The sequence below is a fragment of the Ensifer sp. M14 genome (assembly GCF_003355565.1).
GTDB lineage: Bacteria > Pseudomonadota > Alphaproteobacteria > Rhizobiales > Rhizobiaceae > Ensifer.
Genome location: NZ_QJNR01000004.1, coordinates 3,576,086 through 3,593,440, shown reverse-complemented (window position 1 = coordinate 3,593,440; position 17,355 = coordinate 3,576,086). Strand labels below are relative to the sequence as shown.

The following is a 17,355-nucleotide window of genomic DNA, read 5'->3' as shown; positions in this document are numbered from 1 at the left end:
CCCCTATGGAAGGTCCTCAACAGGAAAACCCAGCCGAACCGCCGAAAGTGGCAGGCGAGGCCAACGGTTCCACCGACACTGGTCGCGGCCCGCGGCTGCGTGAGATACCGCTGCGGCTGATGATCCCGAACATGATCACGGTCCTGGCGATCTGTGCGGGTCTCTCCGGCATCCGGCTCGCCTTTGAAAACCGCATCGAGCTCGCCGTTGCCATGGTGCTGCTTGCAGCCTTTCTCGACGGCATCGACGGCCGCGTCGCCCGCCTGTTGAAGGCGACGTCGAACTTCGGCGGACAGATGGATTCGCTCGCCGATATCATCAACTTCGGCGTTGCGCCGGCGTTGGTTCTCTACGTCTTCATCCTCGATCAGGCCCGCTCGATCGGCTGGATTGCGGCGTTGGTCTACGCGATCGCCTGCGGCCTGCGGTTGGCGCGTTTCAATGTCATGGCCGAGCGCCAGTCCAAGGCAGCGTGGCAGTCGGAGTATTTCGTCGGCGTGCCTGCGCCGGCCGGCGCCATGCTGGTGCTCTTGCCGGTCTATCTCGGCCTGCTGGGCCTGGCGCCTGAGCGCACCATGGCGCTGATCGCATCGGGCTACACCGTGCTGATTGCCTTCCTGCTGGTCAGCCGTCTGCCGGTCTGGTCGGGCAAGTCGGAAAGCCGCGTGCGCCGCGATCTCGTGCTGCCGGTCATTCTCGTCGTCGTCTTCTATGTCGCGACGCTGATGACCTACACATGGGAGACGATGGCGGTGACGGCGCTCGGCTACCTGATCACGTTGCCGTTCGGCGCGCGCTCGTGGCAGCGCAAGTATGGCGGCGACTGGCCCGCCCATCCCGCCCATGGCGGCGACGGCCTGCCGGGCGACAAGGTCGACTGATCCCAGAGCGCTTAAAGATGAAGCGCTCTAACCGACAGCGCAAAAACAAAGGCCACCGTGGAAACACGGTGGCCTTCTTGATTCCGGGCTTGTGCTGACCGTCACTCCGGCAGGCGGTAGTCGACGATCTTGTTTTCGCGAACGATGTAGAGCTTGCCGGTCTCGGTCTGGTCCGGGCCCACCAGCGGCAGAAGCTTCGCTGCAATCTCGGACGGATGTGGCACGGTTTCAGGGTCTTCGCCGGGCATCGCCTGGGCGCGCATGGCGGTGCGGGTGGCACCCGGGTCGACGCTGAGGATGCGCAGCGGCAGGCGCTGCGTCTCGCCGGCCCAGGTGCGGGCCAGCGCCTCGACGGCAGCCTTGGAGGCGGAGTAGGGCCCCCAGAACGGCTTGCACTTGTGGGCAGCGCTGGAGGAGAGAATGAGCGCGCGTCCGGCATCCGACTTGATCAGCAAAGGCTCGAGCGTGCGGATCAGGCGCCAGGTGGCATTAACGTTGATGGTCATCACCTTGTCAAACACCTTGGCTTCGACATGCCCGATCGGCGAGATGGTACCGAGCACGCCGGCGTTGGCGACCATGATGTCGAGCTTGCCCCAGCGCTCGTTGATCGCGCCGCCGAGCTTGTCGATCGCAGCCATGTCGGCGAGATCGAAAGGAACGAGCGTTGCCGAGCCGCCGGCCGCCTTGATGGCGTCGTCCAGTTCTTCGAGGCCACCGACGGTGCGGGCGCAGGCGACGACATGGGCGCCAGCCTTGGCGAGTTCAAGGGCCGTAAAATAGCCGATACCGCGCGATGCGCCGGTGACGACGGCGACCCGGTCTTTCAAATTGATCGTCATTTTATTGTCTGATTATCCGTTGCTGGCGAGAACCGAGAGTTTGCGGACATTGCTGGCGCCTTCCTGGTCGAGAAGGCGGGTCGGATAGTCCCCGGTGAAATAGTGATCGGTGAACTGCGGCGCCTTGGGATCGCGCTTGACGCCGCCGACAGCCTCGTAAAGGCCGTCTATCGACAGGAATTCGAGCGAATCCGCACCGATGAAGCGGCACATGGAGTCAAGGTCCGCATGCTGGTTGGCGAGCAGCTTGTCGCGGTCCGGCGTGTCGATGCCGTAGAAATCGGGATGGAAGATCATCGGGCTGGCAACGCGCACATGCACTTCGCGTGCGCCGGCATCGCGGATCATCTGCACGATCTTGACCGAGGTGGTGCCGCGCACGATCGAATCGTCGACGAGCACGACGCGCTTTCCCTCGATCATCGCACGGTTGGCCGAGTGCTTCAGCTTGACGCCGAAGGCGCGGATCTGCTGCGTCGGCTCGATGAAGGTCCGGCCGACGTAATGGTTGCGGATGATGCCGAGCTCGAAGGGAATGCCGCTCTGCTGCGCGTAGCCGATCGCAGCGGGCGTGCCGCCATCGGGAACCGGCACGACGACGTCGGCTTCGACGGGCGCTTCCTTGGCCAGGTTCTGGCCCATGTTCTTGCGCGCGACATAGACGTTGCGGCCGCCGACGACCGAATCCGGGCGAGCGAAGTAGACGTATTCGAACAGGCAGAGCCGCTCCGGCTGCGGGGCGACCGGCTTGCGGGCATCGATCGAGATCGTGCCGTCGGGCTGGATCTCGCAGATGATGATCTCGCCATTCTCGACGTCGCGCACGAACTTGGCGCCGATGATATCGAGTGCGCAGGTTTCCGAACAGAAGATCGGCTTGCCGTCGAGTTCGCCCATGACGAGCGGGCGGATGCCGTGCGGGTCACGGGCGGCAATAAGCTTGGTGCGGGTCAGTGCCAGCATCGAGTAGCCGCCTTCGACCTGTGCGATCGCATCGGCGAAGCGGTCGGTGGTCGAGGCGTGCTTCGAGCGGGCGATGAGGTGAAGGACGACTTCGGTATCCGATGTCGACTGACAGATGGCGCCATCCGAGATGATCTGGCGGCGCAGCGTCAGGCCGTTGGTGAAGTTGCCGTTATGGGCGATCGCGATGCCGCCTTCATGCAGCTCGGCAAACAGCGGCTGGACGTTGCGCAGCGCCACTTCGCCAGTTGTCGAGTAGCGCGTGTGGCCGATGGACATGAAGCCCGGGAGCTTGGCGAGGGTCGCGGGGTCGGTGTAGTGATCGCCGACGAGGCCCATGCGCTTTTCGGTGCAGAACTGCTTGCCGTCGAAGGTGACGATACCGGCGGCCTCCTGGCCGCGATGCTGGAGCGCGTGCAGGCCGAGCGCCGTCAGCGCCGCGGCATCCGGATGCCCCAGGATGCCGAACACGCCGCACTCTTCGTGCAGGGTATCGCCATCGATTTCGTCATGGATTTCCTTGGATCTCAGATCGGTCATCACAGTCGCCTTTGCTCCGTGCCGGTGCGCATATCGTGATCAGGCCCGCCGTCTTCAAGCGATATTAGCTGAAAACGGACACAAGCGTTATTCCCAAAAGGACAAAGCCCGCGCAGCGGGCTTTGTCGGCAGTTTTTCCATGTCTCAGCCGTTGGTGGCCGGGGCGTCGTCAACCGGCGCCTGGTCGGGCGAACCCGACGGTGCCTGACCGGGCGTGCCGGCCGGGGTCTCGCCTTCGCCTTCGCCAGTCGTGTCCTTGCCGCGCAGGCGGTCGAGGATGGTGGCGTCGGCTTCTTCCGGCAGAAGTGCGATCAGCTTGTTGCCGAGATTGTCGAGCAGCGGCTTGGACTTCGCCTGCGTCACCCAGCCCGGCTGTTGCTGCGGAGCGACCAGCCAGTTGAAGAACAGCATGGCGACGACCACGAGCAGGATGCCGCGTGCGGCCCCGAAGAGAAAGCCGAGCGTGCGGTCAAGCGCGCCTATGCGGCTGTCGATGATGAAATCGGCAATCCGCATGGTGATGAAGGAAATGATGATGAGCGCAACCAGAAAGATCACCGCCGCCGAGCCGATCAGCGCGACCGTGTCGCTGCTGGTGTACTGCTTGGCATAGGGCAGGAGGTGCGGGTAGAGGAAGTAGGCTGCCGCCGCAGCACCCACCCAGCTGGCAACCGACAGGACTTCGCGCGAGAAGCCTCGGACCATGGCCAGGATTGCAGAAAACAGCGCGACGCCGAGAACGATACCGTCGAGAATTGTAATGGGCATTTTGTCCTTACTCCGAACCCGGTTCGTCCGGGTCTCCTCAAGCCTATCCGCCGTCGGCCCTGCCTGATATCCAGGGCATTATCGTGAGCCTGCTCAGAAACCGCCTCGTGGAGCCGCTTGCAGCACCCGCACCTTCAATCTGCGTCCTCCACCGGCCTCAGGGCGTTTCGCGATCCCGCGATGCGCGCCACCAGATCCGGCAGGCTTTCCAGCTCGCTCCACCGGCCATTGCCGTTTTTCGGCAATTCGGTCGAGGCAGCCGGCAGAACAGCCTGCGAGAACCCGAGTTTCTCGGCTTCCTTGAGGCGTTGAGCGGTATGCGCAACCGGCCGGATGGCGCCCGACAAGCTGACTTCGCCGAAATAGACGCAATCAGCCGGAAGGGCAAGCCCGGCAAGCGACGAAACCAGTGCGGAAGCCACAGCCAGATCGGCGGCAGGCTCGGAAATCCGGTAGCCGCCGGCGATGTTCAGGTAGACGTCGTGCTGGCCGAGCCTGACGCCGCAATGGGCTTCAAGCACGGCAAGGATCATGGAGAGACGCGCCGAGTCCCAACCGACTATGGCGCGACGCGGCGTGCCGAGCGAGGTCGGTGCCACCAGTGCTTGCACTTCGACCAGGATAGGCCGCGTGCCCTCCATGCCGGCAAAGACGGCGGCACCCGGCGATTTCTCGTTGCGCTCGCCGAGGAACAGTTCCGATGGGTTGGCGACCTCGCGCAGCCCCTTGTCCGACATTTCGAAGACGCCGATCTCGTCCGTCGGTCCGAAGCGGTTCTTTACCGTTCTGAGGATGCGGTAGTGGTGGCCGCGATCACCTTCAAAGTAGAGCACGGCATCAACCATGTGCTCGACCACGCGCGGGCCGGCGATCTGGCCTTCCTTGGTGACGTGGCCGACGAGCACGACGGCGGTCCCCGTCTGCTTGGCAAAGCGGATCATCGCCTGCACGCCGGTGCGCACCTGGGTGACCGTGCCGGGGGCCGAATCGACGATGTCGCTCCAGAGCGTCTGGATCGAGTCTATGATGACGAGATCGGGTCGCTTGCCTTCGGAGAGCGTGGCTAGGATATCCTCGACGTTGGTTTCGGCTGCGAGCAGCACGTCGCTGTCGGCGGCACCCAGCCGCTGCGCGCGCAGGCGTACCTGGGCGACGGCCTCTTCACCGGAGACGTAAATGACGCGGTGCTTCTGTCGGGCAAGGGCGGCAGCCGCCTGCATCAGCACCGTCGATTTGCCGATGCCGGGATCGCCGCCGATGAGCAGGGCCGAGCCACGAACGAAGCCGCCGCCGGTGGCGCGGTCAAGTTCGGATATACCGGTCTGGATGCGCGGCGCGTCCTCGATTTCACCGGATAGAGTGGTCAGCGCGACGGGGCGCCCCTTCTTCGGCGCACGCGAAGGGCCGCCGCCGATGCCGGCAGTCGGGTCATCCTCGATGATCGTGTTCCATTCGCCGCAGCCCTCGCACTTGCCGGCCCAGCGGGTATGGATGGTGCCGCAGTTCTGGCAGACGAATTGGGTGCGGGCTTTCGCCATCGGAAACGACTTTCACAGTGCGGAGACTTCAGCGCATCGCCAATGGCGATGCGGCCGGTGAACGGAGAATCACTTTTGCCTTCACATAATGCCGCGAAACGCGGAACAAAAGGTGATTTTCGGCGACGGACTGTAAAGTGAGTGCGAAAGCCGTCTCAGACCACGCCGACATAGTGACGTTCGTAGCGGTGGCCGAGGCTCGTCAGCATCTCATAGCCGATGGTGCCGCCGGAGCGCGCGACATCATCCAGTGCGATATGCCGGCCGAAGAGCTCTATGTAATCGCCGGCGCGCACCGCGTTTTCCGGGAGGTCGGTCACGTCGAAGAGGCTGAGGTCCATCGTCACCCGGCCGACATGCGGCACCTTCTGGCCGTGCAGGAAGCCAAACGCGCCCGAAGGCGTCGCTTGCCTGAGGGTCACGCCACCGCCCGAGACGGATCGGTGATAGCCGTCGGCATAACCGACAGCAACGGTCGCGATGCGGCTGTCGCGGTTGAAGCGGGCGGACGCGCCGTAGCTCGCGTGGCCGCCGGAGGCGATGGTGCGCACCTGGATGATCCGGGCTTCGGCCGTCACCACCGGCTTCATCGGATTGGCGACGTCATTGACCGCTTCGCCGCCATAGACAGCAATGCCCGGGCGCGTCAGGTCGAAGTGATAGTCGCGGCCCAAAAACACGCCGCCGGAGTTGGCAAGGCTCGCATCAACGCCTTCGAATGCGGCGGTGGCTTGGCGGAAGCGTCGGAGCTGGTACTCGTTGAGCGGGTTGCCGGGGTCGTCGGCACAGGCAAGATGGCTCATGATCAGGACGGGGGAAAAGCTCGCAGGGCGCGCCGGGTCGTTGGCAAGAGCAACGGCCTCTTCGACCGACAGCCCCAGCCGGTTCATGCCGGTGTCGATATGCAGCACGCAAGGATGGTCGCCACGCTCAGAAAGGGCAGACATGAAAACGGCTAGTTGCTCCTCCGAATTGATCACCGGCACCAGATCGTTGTCGAAGAACAGCGGCTCGTTACCGGGCCACATGCCGGCCAGAATGTAGATCCGGGCTTCAGGCACGAGCGGCCGCAGGTCGGCGCCTTCCTCCGCATTGGCGACGAAGAAATCGCGGGCGCCGGCGGCGTAAAGCGCAGGTGCGGCCTCATCGATGCCGAGCCCGTAAGCATCGGCCTTCAACACCGCGGCGGCACGTGCCTTGCCCGAGCGGGCATTCATCGAGCGCCAATTGTCTGCCAATGCGTTGAGATCGATTGTGAGCCGGTTGGAGGCGGAGAGAAATTCTGAACTGAGCATGCTGGCACTCTGCGTGAACGATCAAAAAGCAATACAGTCAACCACGCTTGCCCGCAAATGCCGTCCTGTCGCATTGCCGCAGTCGGTTGTGAGGGATGCGTGAAGAGCACTTTTGTGCAAGACGCTTGTCGTTGCGGACGCTAGGATCGCCCCATGCACACGATTTCGCAGGAACAAGCTCTTGATACCATGCCGCTGGAAGGCGCGGAGCGGACCCGATTCTGGCGGGACCCCCGCTTCGATGGCATGGAATGTCTGACCGCGACCTTCATCACGCACGAGTTCGCGCCACACGCGCACGACACATTCAGCATCGGCGCGATCGAAGCCGGATCGCAGATCAGCAAGATCAGGGGTGAACGATCGCAAGCGGGGCCTGGCGATTTCTACCTCATCAATCCCGACGAGATCCACGACGGTCACCCGGGCGGGAGCGGCTACCGCTATCGCATGGTCTATCCGAGCACGGAACTGCTGGTGAATATCCTGGAAGACGTCACCGGGCGGGCGTTCCGGGGAACGCCGTCATTCTCAAGGCGTATGCTGCGCGACCCGGATCTGGCGCAATCCTTCTATCACGCGCACAAGGCGCTTGAGCACGCGACCGGCACCCTCGAAGCCGAGGAACGCATGTTCGGCGTGCTTGCCACGATGTTCGAGCGGCACGGCAGCTCGATCATCGTGCCGGTCGAGACGAAGGAACAGTCTGCGGTCCAGCGGGCGCGCGACTATCTGAGCGAGAACTACGCCGAGGATATCGGCCTCGAGGAGCTGGCCAAGGTCGCAGGACTTAGCCGCGCCCATCTGATCCGGGCTTTTCGGCGGCAGTTTCACATCACGCCGCATGCCTTCCTCACCGACAAGAGGGTGCGAGCAGCAAAGACACTGCTGCGGCACGGCTGGTCGGCGGTCGATACCGCCTATCAATGCGGCTTTGCCGATCAGGCGCATTTTACCAGGCACTTCAAGGCTCGAACCGGTGTGACGCCCGGTGCCTTCCGCACCGGTTGATCACTTTCGTTCAATACGCCCCGCCAAACGACGATTAGGTGTGTTTCGATCATTATCGACCGGGAGACACGGGCATTGAGTGATACGCGATTCCTTACAGACTTTAGGGCCGGAGCCATGGCGATGGCACCGCTCATCGTGGCGGTCATGCCGATCGGGCTGGTGTTCGGCGCGGTTGCCGCCGGCAAGGGGCTTTCGGGGGCGGAGGTGACGTTGATGAGTGCGCTGGTTTTTGCCGGCGGCTCGCAATTCGTTGCCATGGATATCTGGACGCATCCGGCCTCCTGGGCAGCACTGGCCTTTTCCGCCCTGCTGGTCAATGTCCGGCATGTGCTGATGAGCGCGTCGCTCGGCGCCAAGTTGCAAGGGTTCTCAGGCCCGGCGAAATACGCCGCAATGCTTCTGCTTGCCGACGAGATATGGGCGATGGCGGAGATGCGGGCCAAAGAGGGCAGGCTGACGCCGGCCTGGTTCGCGGGGCTGGCCGTTCCCTTCCACATCGTCTGGGTAACGGCGAGCCTTGCCGGCGCGTTGCTGGGCGCTTTCCTCGGCGATCCCAAGGTGACAGGGCTTGATTTCGCATTTCCCGCGGTCTTCATCGTGCTGGTGATGAGTTTCTGGAAGGGGCGCGAGACCGGGGCGGTGCTGGCCGCCAGTGCGGCTGCTGCGGTGCTGACGCATCAGCTCCTTCCCGGCGTCTGGTACATCGCTGCCGGTGCTGCCGCCGGGGTCGCCGTCGCACTTCTCACAGGCCGTCGTCAGGAGGCACGCGCATGACGGTCGATCCACACACGCTTCTGGCCATCATCGCGATGGCAATCGCCACAGTCGCCACCCGCATCGGTGGGCTGGTGCTCATTCGGTTCGTGACGATCGGGGACACGCAGAGGCGCGCACTTGAGGCGATCCCGCCGGCCGTGTTGATGGCGGTGATCGCGCCTACGGCACTGGTCACAGGTCCGGCGGAAACGATCGCCACGGTGGTCACGGCTCTGGTCGCCATGCGCCTGCCTTTGCTTGCCGCCGTCGCGGCCGGTGTCGTGACCGTGGCCATCCTCAGAATGGCGTTGGGGGCGTAGAACGCCCCCAAGACTTTTCTCAGTGTTCTTCGTACTGGGTGAACGACGGATCGGCCAGATCGGTAAAGCGGGTGAATTCCGACTGGAAGGCGAGCTTGACGGTACCGGTCGGTCCGTGACGCTGCTTGGCGATGATCACGTCGGCCGTGCCCTTCACCTGCTCCATCTTCATCTTCCACTCGTCGTACTTCGGATCGAACTCGTCGCGGGGTTCGAGGTTCTTCACGTAGTATTCCTCACGGAACACGAAGAGCACGACGTCGGCGTCCTGCTCGATCGAGCCCGATTCACGAAGGTCGGAGAGCTGGGGGCGCTTGTCTTCGCGGCTTTCCACCTGACGGGAGAGCTGCGACAGCGCGATGATCGGCACGTTCAACTCCTTGCCGAGCGCCTTCAGGCCGGTGGTGATCTGGGTGATTTCCTGCACGCGGTTGTCGCTCGACTTGCCCGAGCCGGTCATGAGCTGGATATAGTCGACCACCAGGCAATCGAGGCCGCGCTGGCGCTTGAGGCGGCGCGCGCGGGCGGAGAGCTGGGCAATCGAGATACCACCGGTCTGGTCGATGAACAGCGGCACTTTCTGCATCATCTGCGAGCAGGCGACGAGCTTTTCGAAGTCGGCTTCGGAAATGTCGCCGCGGCGGATCTTCGAGGAGGAAACTTCGGTCTGCTCGGAAATGATACGGGTTGCCAGCTGTTCCGACGACATTTCGAGTGAGTAGAAGCCGACGACGCCGCCGTTCTTGGCCTTGAACGAACCGTCCGCCTGAACCTCCGGATCGTAGGCGGCGGCAATGTTGTAGGCGATGTTGGTGGCAAGCGAGGTCTTGCCCATGCCCGGACGTCCGGCAAGCACGATCAAGTCCGATCGCTGCAGGCCGCCCATGCGGGCGTCGAGCGACAGGATGCCGGTGGAAATACCCGAGAGGCTGCCGTCGCGTTCGAAGGCCTGGCCGGCCATGTCGATGGCAAGCGCGACCGCGTCGTTGAAGGACTGGAAGCCGCCGTCGTAACGGCCGGTTTCGGCAAGCTCGAACAGCCGCCGCTCCGCATCTTCGATCTGGCCTTGCGGCGGCATGTCGAGCGGTGCGTCGAAGGCGATGTTGACCATGTCTTCGCCGATGGTGATCAGCGAACGGCGCAGCGCCAGGTCATAGATGGCACGACCATAGTCTTCCGCGTTGATGATCGAGACGGCGCCGGCGGCAAGGCGGGCGAGATACTGGGCGACCGTCAGATCGCCGACTTTGTCGTCGGCCTTGAGGAAGGTCTTGATCGTCACCGGGTTGGCGGTCTTGCCCATGCGGATGATGTCGCCGGCGACCTCGTAGATGCGGCGGTGCAGCGGTTCGAACAGGTGGACCGGCTTCAGGAAGTCCGAGACGCGGTAGAACGCATCGTTGTTGACGAGGATCGCGCCGAGCAGCGCCTGTTCGGCTTCAAGGTTGTTCGGCGCCTCGCGGTAGTGCTGGTCCGATTGGTCCTTGCCGATAGGGGCTAGCTTTCGCGCTGCGTCGTTCATGGTCGTTCGTCTCTGCCTTTTCTGGTGTGCACCCGGTTTGCTGTCTGTGTCTTTGCCGGTCAAGTGCAGCAGTGCCACAGTCGCTGGCCATGTGCTGCGACCCGTTGCCTTTGCCCGTTGTTCGACTGATCCACAGGCCAACATCGCGAAAGCAAGAAAAATAAAGCCCGCATGAAAAACGGCGTTGACGCAGCGAATCGCTGCAATCCGCGACGACGCTAATTCTAGCGCCCTTTGCCGCCCCTCTCAAAACGCCATCTTGAAAATTACCGCCGAATGGATTAGATAGGGTTAAAATAGTTAGCATGCTACTAATATGGAAAAGGTACTATGTATCAGCCCATCGTCAATCGCGAACTGTTCGACGCCTTGTCGATGGTCAATCGCAAACTGCGGGCCGTCTTCGATGCCCGGGTGAAGGAGCGTGGTCTGACCCTGTCGCGGGCAAGGGCGCTGTTTGCTCTGGCCAAGAAGGATGGCCTGAACCAGCGGGAACTGGCCGACGAACTGGATATCGAGACCCCGACGATCGTGCGCCTGCTGGATGGCATGGAAAAACAGGGGTTCATCGAGCGCCGGGTCGAGGCGTCGGACCGCAGGGCCAAGCAGATCCACATGACCGAGCATGGTCGCGCCATCGCCGACGAGATCCTGAAGCTCGCCGATGAGATCCGGGCGGAAGTGCTGCAGGGCGTCGAGATTGAAGAGGTCGCCGCGGTCCTGAAGGTCGTGCGCACCATCGCCGACAACGTGCAATCGCTGGCAAAGGAATGATGTCGATGAGTGCCGCCGCAAACGCTGCAGCAAACGACAACAGAACTGCGCTTGTCGACGACGAGGCAGGGGCGCCGGCAGGCGATCCCGCACCGCAGGCGCCGGCCGCCGCCGCAGCGCCTGCACCGCAGCAGATGAGTGTCGCCAGGTCGGCGACCTACGTGGTCTGCTCGGCGCTGTTGTTCCTCACCCAGGGCCTCGGCATGAATCTGGCGCTGGCCAATCTTACCCAGCTTCAGGGCTCGCTTTCCGCAACCTCGATCGAGGCTGCCTGGCTTTCGGCGGCCTACATGGCGCCGAATGTCTCGCTCTCGATCGCGCTCGTTAAGATCCGCGCACAATACGGGCTGCGCCGGTTCGCCGAGATCGGCATCGTTGGCTTCGTCATCGTCTCGCTGATGAACGTTTTCGTTTCCGATCTCCAATCGGCGATCGTCGTTCGCTTCATCAGCGGCATCGCGGCCGCACCGATGTCGACGCTCGGTTTCCTCTACATGCTGGAGGCATTTCCGCCGGCGCGCAAGCTGACGGTCGGGCTCGCCCTGGCGCTGACGTGCACGACCATCTCGGCGCCGATCACCCGGTTGATTTCGCCGACGCTGATCGAATACGGCCAATGGCATGGGCTCTATACGCTCGAGATGGCGCTGGCGCTGATGGCGCTGCCGATCATCTACCTGTTGCCTTTGACGCCGGTACCGCACGCCAAGGTGATCCAGCGCACGGATATCCTCAGCTACCTCCTGGTGGCCCTCGGCTTCGGCTGCATCGCCATCGTGCTGACCATGGGCCGGCTTTACTGGTGGTTCGAGGCGCCGTGGCTCGGTGTGCTTCTGGCCGTCGCGATCGTGGCTCTGACGGCGGTGGTGCTGATCGAGCTCAATCGCGCGCTGCCGCTGATCGACGTTCGCTGGCTCGCCTCGAAGGAAATTCTGCATTTTACCGCGGTGCTGCTGGTCTTTCGCTTGGTCGCCTCCGAACAATCGGCGATTGCGGCAAACTTCTATCAATTGCTCGGGCTGCAGTTCGAGCAGGTCGCGATGCTCTACTGGATCATTCTTGGCGCATCGATCGCCGGCGGGCTCCTGTGTGCGGCACTGATGAATCCTGACCATGCCGAGTTCGTGCATGTCCTGGCGCTAGGTCTGCTGGCAGCCGGTGCCTATATCGACAGCCAGGCGACCAATCTGACGCGGCCTGAGCAGATGTATATCAGCCAGGGGATGATCGCCGCGGGAACCGCCCTGTTTCTGCCGCCCGCCATGGCCAGCGGCTTCAAGGCGGCGCTGATGAAGGGGCCGAGCTACATTCTTAGCTTCATCGTCATCTTCCTTTTCACACAGAGCATCGGTGGCCTGATCGGCACGGCCGCCTTTGGCAGCTTCATCACGCTGCGTGAGAAGTTTCACTCCAACATACTCGCCGAGCAGGTCGTGATGCAGAACCCGCTCATCGCCCAGCGCATCAGCCAACTGGCGGCAGCCTATGGCCGGGTCATCGGCGACAGGGCCCTGCTGAACGGCGAGGGCATCGCGCTGCTCGGGCAGCAGGTGACCCGCGAGGCGAACATTCTTGCCTACAACGATGCTTTCCTGCTGGCGTCGATCATCGCGCTTTGCGCCTTGGCCGGCCTGCTGGCGCATATCCTTTACAAGCGGATTGCGGGGCGCCTTGTGCCTCCCGCAGCTGCGCTCACGTCTTGACGAACAGAGTTGACGACCATGTTGAAATTCCTGCGTTCACCCACAACGATTATCGTGCTGCTCGCCGGCCTCTCGGGCCTGACTCTGGTGCTCTATGCCTGGCGGCTGCCGCCGTTCCATAGCTCCGTGGAGATGACCGAAAACGCCTATGTCAGGGGCTACCTGACGATCATGAGCCCGCAGCTGTCAGGTTATGTCGCCGAGGTTCCGGTGCACGACTACGAGGAGGTCAAGGCCGGGCAATTGCTCGTCAAGATCGATGATCGCATCTACGTGCAGAAGGTGGCTCAGGCTGAGGCGACCCTTGCCGCGCAGAATGCAGCGCTTGCCAATTCACGTCAGCAGGAACTGTCCGCCAAGGCCAGCATTGCTGCAAGTGAAGCGCAGCTGGACAGCGCGAAGGCGGCATTCAACAGGGCCAGTGCGTCCTGGGACCGGATCCGGCCGCTGGCGGAAAAGGGCATTTCGACACGCAGCGATGCGGACCAGTCGAAAGCCGCGTTTGAGCAAGCCATTGCAGCCGTCAACCAGGCGGAGGCCGGCCTGGAGGTTTCGAGGCAGGCGTTGGCCACCACGCTTGGCGCCCGCGCCGGCCTGCAGGCAGCCGTTGCCGGTGCCGAGGCCGCTGTCGAACTGGCGCGGATCGATCTGGGCAACACCCGCATCGTCGCCCCCCGCGATGGCAAGCTCGGCGAGATCGGCGCACGCCTCGGCCAATACGTAACGCCCGGCTCGCAACTGCTGTTCGTCGTGCCGCACGACGTGTGGGTGCTGGCGAATTTCAAGGAGACGCAGCTCGATGGCATGAAGGCCGGTCAGCCGGTGACCATTTCCGTCGATGCACTGCAAAAGAGCACGTTGACCGGGCATATCGAGCGTTTCTCTCCGGCCGCAGGCTCCGAGTTCAGCATCATCCGCCCTGATAATGCCACCGGCAATTTCACCAAGGTCGCCCAGCGCGTTGGTGTGCGGATCGCGGTTGACCCCGGCCAGCCGCTTGCCGATCTGCTGTCGCCCGGCCTTTCCGTTGTGGTGCGCGTCGACAAGGACGCCGCGCCCGTGGCCGAGCTCGCCCATAGCTGAAGCCACGGCGGTGTAAAAGAAAAAGCCCGGATCCTGGGATCCGGGCTCTCTCAATCAGAATGGCCAGTAAGGCTTATTCTTCTTCGCCGTCGAAGTCGGCTTCCGGGTTGAAGAAGTCTTCCGGCTTCAGCGCGTCTTCGTCAACGCCGTAGATGGCGTCGGCCGAGGTCAGGCTTTCGCCCTTGGACTGGCGCTCAGCTTCTTCTGCCGAACGGGCAACGTTGACTTCAACTGCGATTTCGACTTCCGAATGCAGGTGCAGCGTGACGTTGTGCAGGCCGATCGACTTGATCGGGTGGTTCAGGTCGACCTGGTTGCGGCCGATGTTGAAGCCGGCGGCAGCCAGGATTTCGATAACGTCGCGAGCAGCAACCGAACCGTAGAGCTGGCCGGTTTCGCCAGCCGAACGGACGATGATGAAGGACTTACCTTCGAGCTTTTCAGCAACCTTCTGGGCTTCCGACTTGCGCTCGAGGTTACGAGCTTCGAGCGTCGAGCGCTCGGCTTCAAAGCGGGTCTTGTTGGCAGCGTTGGCGCGCAGTGCCTTGCCGAGCGGCAGCAGGTAGTTGCGTGCGAAGCCGTCGCGAACCTTTACGGTTTCGCCCATCTGGCCGAGCTTGGCGATACGTTCGAGAAGAATGACTTCCATGTTCTTATCCTTTCAGAGTTCAGGTTTGGTGAGGTCAGTTTTTTCCCACCGGGGTGACCGCGATGGTGCGTCGCGTATCGGTCAGTCCCGTCAGGAGGAAGAAGATTGCCGGGATCGTGAACACGAGCACCGACAGGTATGCGATCCACAGAACGGGAAGCCGCCAGGACTTGCCGCGCGTGCGGAAATGGAATGATGCGAAGCCGGCAAGCAGGAAGCCCGCGCCGAAGGTTCCGCAGACGAGCGCACCGATCGTCGCCGGAGCGCCGCCCATAAAGGTCAGGACCAGTCCGCCGAGAAAGATGAAGATCGCATTGCGATGCATGCGCAGCGTCGACGGAATGTCTTCACGCGGACGCAGCGACTTGCCCGACATCTGCACGATGCGGGTGGCGACGTAATAGGCGGTAAACAGCATAACGACCCAGACGGCGCCCTGGATGAGGGGCAGCGCCAGCGTGAAGATCGACTTGATCTGGGAAATTGCCGCAGCGTCGGGGTTGTAGAGCGGTTCTTGTGCCTTCACCGCCTCGATGACGATGTCGACCATGCGGTCCGATACACCGGAATCATATCCGACGATGAAGCCGACGATGATCATGCCGGCGGTCACCAGGCCGGCGAGGTGGCTGAGAATGTCGGAAAGCGGATACCACGCAAGCGCGCCATCAGGGCCGCCGAGTTCGGTTGCCGGGCGCGCCAGGTTGGCGAGATGGCTGAGCCAGCCAGCCGGGATCAGCGTCACGACGAGAATCAGCAGCGCGAAATAGGGTGAGATCAGAGCGGCAGCGGTCGCGCCGGCGCTGATGATGGCCGTGATCGCAGCTGCATTGCCCCAACCGAGGCCGGCAATGAGAATGGGGAGTGCCGAAGCGGCATAGAGAACGATCGCAAGCGACGACTGCGTGTTCGCGCCCATCGACAGGAGGGCAGCGGTAACGCCGGCGAGAGCGCCGGTCAGCAGCGATGTCTTGTTCAAGGTCTTCACGTTCGCTGTCCTGCTTCGTGCAGTTAGGGGATGGCCAAGGCTCAGCCCCAACATGGGATTTTCACGTGTTTCCACACGCGGGTTCCGATCCGCGCCCAACGCGGAAGGGAGAGGGCAAGGCGTCACGTAAAGGGAGCGCCTTGCCCGAGAGTCGGTTTCCGTTGAGTCAGGCGACCAACGGAAGGTCAGCCGTTGTTACGAAACGACGTAAGGCAGCAGGCCGAGGAAGCGGGCGCGCTTGATCGCCTGGGCGAGTTCGCGCTGCTTCTTCTGGGAAACGGCCGTGATACGGGAAGGAACGATCTTGCCGCGCTCGGAAATGTAGCGCTGCAGAAGACGGATGTCCTTGTAGTCGATCCGCGGAGCGTTTGCACCCGAGAAGGGGCAGGTCTTGCGGCGGCGGTGGAACGGGCGACGAACCGGAGCGGAAGAAACTTCAGCCATTGTCTTTAATCTCCTAAAGCTTCTTGATTACGCGCGGTCTTCGCGCGGACGACGCGGGCGGTCTTCGCGGTCGCCACGGTCCGGACGCGGACCACGGTCGCCGAAGCCACGCTCCGGACGGTCGCCATCGCGGCGCGGACGGTCGTCGCGGTCGCGCTTCTGCATCATGGCAGACGGGCCTTCTTCGTGCTTCTCGACGGCGATCGTCATGTAGCGCAGGACGTCTTCGTTGATGCGCATCTGACGTTCGATTTCGTGAACAGCCGCTGCCGGAGCGTCGATGTCCATGAGAACGTAGTGAGCCTTGCGGTTCTTCTTGATGCGGTAGGTGAGGGACTTGAGGCCCCAGTTCTCGACGCGACCGACCTTGCCGCCGTTTGCTTCGAGTACGCCCTTGTACTGCTCGACGAGACCGTCGACCTGCTGGGGCGTGATGTCCTGGCGGGCCAGGAATACGTGTTCATAAAGAGCCATTGTGGCTTACCTTTCTTGCGTTAATCAGCCCGGACATCGGCGGCTAAGCCTCAACGACTGTTCTTAGTGGCTGCGGGCAGCCGGCAAGAAAGTGTTGTATCGAGACGGTCGAGAGCGGAGACACGGGAGGCCGGAAAGACTTGCAATCCTAACGGCTCCCCTCGAGGAAGCCGGCCCTCCGTTCAGCCACCAGCCAGAAGACCGGGCATTTCGAACAGCGCGCTTATACGCATATTTCAGCGAAAGGCAAGGCTTGCGCGGTCTTTTCGCCTCTGTTTGCCTTTCAGGTGGCTCCCTCGGTCTTCTTCCAAGCGCGCAAACGGCCTCGTGCATTGGCATAGGGGGAGGACGTGTTGAACTGGATCATCCTTCCGAGTGGCCATTTCCCGTACCACGCCTGACCATAGAGCGCTTGATCATCGCGCGCCTCGATCAGCGCGACCAATCTATCCTTGCTGGCTGTGAGGCGCGATAGGCGTTCGGCGGGCGAAAGCGCCCGGTAGTCATTATAGAATTTCTGCGCGAGCCGGCCGAGTTCGTTCCACTTGTATCCCGTCTCCGGAAAATCGATCGGCAGACCTTGCTCGCCCCGTTCGATCCATTTGATCACCAGTTCGCCCCAACCGGTGAGGTAGGCGACGAGGTCGCCCACGCTCATCATCGTGCCCTTGGCATGCCCCTCCAGCGACGGTTCCGCGAATCGCTCCGGCGGAATGCCATCGAGTTCACGCCGGAGCTTGGCGAACTCCGTCTCGATGGCATCAAGCAGTTCCGCTTTTGTCTGGGGCACGGGCATGTGCG

The 17,355-nt window shown here is 62.8% G+C and carries 18 protein-coding genes; 7 read left to right on the top strand and 11 right to left on the bottom strand.

Annotated elements, in window-relative coordinates; all coding sequences use genetic code 11:
* The first annotated feature begins 5 nt into the window (after positions 1 to 5).
* Positions 6 to 881 (top strand): CDP-diacylglycerol--serine O-phosphatidyltransferase, encoded by an 876-nt coding sequence (gene pssA, locus BLJAPNOD_RS17485; protein WP_115420628.1) that lies wholly within the window; start codon positions 6 to 8, stop codon positions 879 to 881.
* 101 nt (positions 882 to 982) lie between these two features.
* Here the strand turns inward: pssA and BLJAPNOD_RS17480 are convergent, their stop codons facing one another.
* The 5 genes from BLJAPNOD_RS17480 to alr form a co-directional block, all read right to left on the bottom strand.
* Positions 983 to 1,723, bottom strand: coding sequence for an SDR family NAD(P)-dependent oxidoreductase (locus BLJAPNOD_RS17480; protein ID WP_115420627.1), 741 nt, complete (start codon positions 1,721 to 1,723; stop codon positions 983 to 985).
* Between the two features lie 12 nt (positions 1,724 to 1,735).
* Positions 1,736 to 3,226 carry an amidophosphoribosyltransferase gene (gene purF, locus BLJAPNOD_RS17475; protein ID WP_077498715.1) on the bottom strand — a complete coding sequence of 497 codons (1,491 nt, stop codon included), beginning with the start codon at positions 3,224 to 3,226 and terminating at the stop codon, positions 1,736 to 1,738.
* Positions 3,227 to 3,370: 144 nt separating this feature from the next.
* Positions 3,371 to 3,994 (bottom strand): CvpA family protein, encoded by a 624-nt coding sequence (locus BLJAPNOD_RS17470; protein ID WP_077498713.1) that lies wholly within the window; start codon positions 3,992 to 3,994, stop codon positions 3,371 to 3,373.
* A gap of 134 nt (positions 3,995 to 4,128) precedes the next feature.
* Positions 4,129 to 5,532, bottom strand: a complete 1,404-nt coding sequence (radA, locus tag BLJAPNOD_RS17465) for a DNA repair protein RadA (protein WP_077498711.1) — start codon at positions 5,530 to 5,532, stop codon at positions 4,129 to 4,131.
* 155 nt (positions 5,533 to 5,687) lie between these two features.
* On the bottom strand, positions 5,688 to 6,827 hold the full coding sequence (gene alr / locus BLJAPNOD_RS17460; RefSeq protein ID WP_115420626.1) for an alanine racemase: 1,140 nt from the start codon (positions 6,825 to 6,827) through the stop codon (positions 5,688 to 5,690).
* Positions 6,828 to 6,980: 153 nt separating this feature from the next.
* Here alr and BLJAPNOD_RS17455 point away from each other — a divergent pair, with 153 nt between their 5' ends.
* From BLJAPNOD_RS17455 to BLJAPNOD_RS17445, 3 genes are all read left to right on the top strand, one after another.
* Positions 6,981 to 7,838, top strand: coding sequence for an AraC family transcriptional regulator (locus tag BLJAPNOD_RS17455; protein WP_115420625.1), 858 nt, complete (start codon positions 6,981 to 6,983; stop codon positions 7,836 to 7,838).
* A 123-nt stretch (positions 7,839 to 7,961) separates the two neighbouring features.
* Positions 7,962 to 8,615 carry an AzlC family ABC transporter permease gene (locus BLJAPNOD_RS17450; protein WP_115420624.1) on the top strand — a complete coding sequence of 218 codons (654 nt, stop codon included), beginning with the start codon at positions 7,962 to 7,964 and terminating at the stop codon, positions 8,613 to 8,615.
* The gene (locus BLJAPNOD_RS17445; protein ID WP_115420623.1) at positions 8,612 to 8,917 is read left to right on the top strand and encodes an AzlD domain-containing protein; all 306 of its coding nucleotides are present in this window, start codon (positions 8,612 to 8,614) and stop codon (positions 8,915 to 8,917) included. Before BLJAPNOD_RS17450 ends, BLJAPNOD_RS17445 begins: the two co-directional genes overlap by 4 nt.
* Before the next feature lie 19 nt (positions 8,918 to 8,936).
* Here BLJAPNOD_RS17445 and BLJAPNOD_RS17440 read toward each other — a convergent pair whose 3' ends face one another.
* Positions 8,937 to 10,439 (bottom strand): replicative DNA helicase, encoded by a 1,503-nt coding sequence (locus BLJAPNOD_RS17440; protein ID WP_115420622.1) that lies wholly within the window; start codon positions 10,437 to 10,439, stop codon positions 8,937 to 8,939.
* A gap of 330 nt (positions 10,440 to 10,769) precedes the next feature.
* Here BLJAPNOD_RS17440 and BLJAPNOD_RS17435 point away from each other — a divergent pair, with 330 nt between their 5' ends.
* The 3 genes from BLJAPNOD_RS17435 to BLJAPNOD_RS17425 all read left to right on the top strand — a co-directional run bounded on the left by BLJAPNOD_RS17435 (position 10,770) and on the right by BLJAPNOD_RS17425 (position 13,999).
* Positions 10,770 to 11,213: a MarR family transcriptional regulator gene (locus tag BLJAPNOD_RS17435; RefSeq protein WP_077498699.1), complete on the top strand. Its 444-nt coding sequence runs from the start codon at positions 10,770 to 10,772 to the stop codon at positions 11,211 to 11,213.
* 134 nt (positions 11,214 to 11,347) lie between these two features.
* Positions 11,348 to 12,916: an MFS transporter gene (locus BLJAPNOD_RS17430; RefSeq protein ID WP_115421335.1), complete on the top strand. Its 1,569-nt coding sequence runs from the start codon at positions 11,348 to 11,350 to the stop codon at positions 12,914 to 12,916.
* Between the two features lie 18 nt (positions 12,917 to 12,934).
* Positions 12,935 to 13,999, top strand: coding sequence for an HlyD family secretion protein (locus BLJAPNOD_RS17425; protein ID WP_115420621.1), 1,065 nt, complete (start codon positions 12,935 to 12,937; stop codon positions 13,997 to 13,999).
* Positions 14,000 to 14,072: 73 nt separating this feature from the next.
* Here the strand turns inward: BLJAPNOD_RS17425 and rplI are convergent, their stop codons facing one another.
* The 5 genes from rplI to BLJAPNOD_RS17395 all read right to left on the bottom strand — a co-directional run bounded on the left by rplI (position 14,073) and on the right by BLJAPNOD_RS17395 (position 17,350).
* The gene (gene rplI / locus BLJAPNOD_RS17420; RefSeq protein WP_077498695.1) at positions 14,073 to 14,648 is read right to left on the bottom strand and encodes a 50S ribosomal protein L9; all 576 of its coding nucleotides are present in this window, start codon (positions 14,646 to 14,648) and stop codon (positions 14,073 to 14,075) included.
* A 34-nt stretch (positions 14,649 to 14,682) separates the two neighbouring features.
* The gene (locus BLJAPNOD_RS17415; RefSeq protein WP_115420620.1) at positions 14,683 to 15,636 is read right to left on the bottom strand and encodes a DUF2232 domain-containing protein; all 954 of its coding nucleotides are present in this window, start codon (positions 15,634 to 15,636) and stop codon (positions 14,683 to 14,685) included.
* A 195-nt stretch (positions 15,637 to 15,831) separates the two neighbouring features.
* Positions 15,832 to 16,080: a 30S ribosomal protein S18 gene (gene rpsR, locus BLJAPNOD_RS17410; RefSeq protein WP_025426448.1), complete on the bottom strand. Its 249-nt coding sequence runs from the start codon at positions 16,078 to 16,080 to the stop codon at positions 15,832 to 15,834.
* A gap of 27 nt (positions 16,081 to 16,107) precedes the next feature.
* Positions 16,108 to 16,554: a 30S ribosomal protein S6 gene (gene rpsF, locus BLJAPNOD_RS17405; RefSeq protein ID WP_025426449.1), complete on the bottom strand. Its 447-nt coding sequence runs from the start codon at positions 16,552 to 16,554 to the stop codon at positions 16,108 to 16,110.
* A gap of 283 nt (positions 16,555 to 16,837) precedes the next feature.
* Positions 16,838 to 17,350: a ClbS/DfsB family four-helix bundle protein gene (locus BLJAPNOD_RS17395; protein ID WP_115420619.1), complete on the bottom strand. Its 513-nt coding sequence runs from the start codon at positions 17,348 to 17,350 to the stop codon at positions 16,838 to 16,840.
* Between the last annotated feature and the right edge of the window lie 5 nt (positions 17,351 to 17,355).

Excerpts from the sequence above, each read along its gene's own strand:
- BLJAPNOD_RS17455 (WP_115420625.1), top strand. The coding sequence starts at position 6,981 with ATGCACACGATTTCGCAGGAACAAGCTCTTGATACCATGCCGCTGGAA.
- rplI (WP_077498695.1), bottom strand. The coding sequence starts at position 14,648 with ATGGAAGTCATTCTTCTCGAACGTATCGCCAAGCTCGGCCAGATGGGC.
- rpsF (WP_025426449.1), bottom strand. The coding sequence starts at position 16,554 with ATGGCTCTTTATGAACACGTATTCCTGGCCCGCCAGGACATCACGCCC.
- purF (WP_077498715.1), bottom strand. The coding sequence starts at position 3,226 with ATGACCGATCTGAGATCCAAGGAAATCCATGACGAAATCGATGGCGAT.
- BLJAPNOD_RS17425 (WP_115420621.1), top strand. The coding sequence starts at position 12,935 with ATGTTGAAATTCCTGCGTTCACCCACAACGATTATCGTGCTGCTCGCC.
- BLJAPNOD_RS17395 (WP_115420619.1), bottom strand. The coding sequence starts at position 17,350 with ATGCCCGTGCCCCAGACAAAAGCGGAACTGCTTGATGCCATCGAGACG.
- pssA (WP_115420628.1), top strand. The coding sequence starts at position 6 with ATGGAAGGTCCTCAACAGGAAAACCCAGCCGAACCGCCGAAAGTGGCA.
- radA (WP_077498711.1), bottom strand. The coding sequence starts at position 5,532 with ATGGCGAAAGCCCGCACCCAATTCGTCTGCCAGAACTGCGGCACCATC.
- BLJAPNOD_RS17440 (WP_115420622.1), bottom strand. The coding sequence starts at position 10,439 with ATGAACGACGCAGCGCGAAAGCTAGCCCCTATCGGCAAGGACCAATCG.
- rpsR (WP_025426448.1), bottom strand. The coding sequence starts at position 16,080 with ATGGCTGAAGTTTCTTCCGCTCCGGTTCGTCGCCCGTTCCACCGCCGC.
- BLJAPNOD_RS17480 (WP_115420627.1), bottom strand. The coding sequence starts at position 1,723 with ATGACGATCAATTTGAAAGACCGGGTCGCCGTCGTCACCGGCGCATCG.
- BLJAPNOD_RS17430 (WP_115421335.1), top strand. The coding sequence starts at position 11,348 with ATGAGTGTCGCCAGGTCGGCGACCTACGTGGTCTGCTCGGCGCTGTTG.
- BLJAPNOD_RS17445 (WP_115420623.1), top strand. The coding sequence starts at position 8,612 with ATGACGGTCGATCCACACACGCTTCTGGCCATCATCGCGATGGCAATC.
- BLJAPNOD_RS17450 (WP_115420624.1), top strand. The coding sequence starts at position 7,962 with ATGGCACCGCTCATCGTGGCGGTCATGCCGATCGGGCTGGTGTTCGGC.
- alr (WP_115420626.1), bottom strand. The coding sequence starts at position 6,827 with ATGCTCAGTTCAGAATTTCTCTCCGCCTCCAACCGGCTCACAATCGAT.
- BLJAPNOD_RS17470 (WP_077498713.1), bottom strand. The coding sequence starts at position 3,994 with ATGCCCATTACAATTCTCGACGGTATCGTTCTCGGCGTCGCGCTGTTT.
- BLJAPNOD_RS17435 (WP_077498699.1), top strand. The coding sequence starts at position 10,770 with ATGTATCAGCCCATCGTCAATCGCGAACTGTTCGACGCCTTGTCGATG.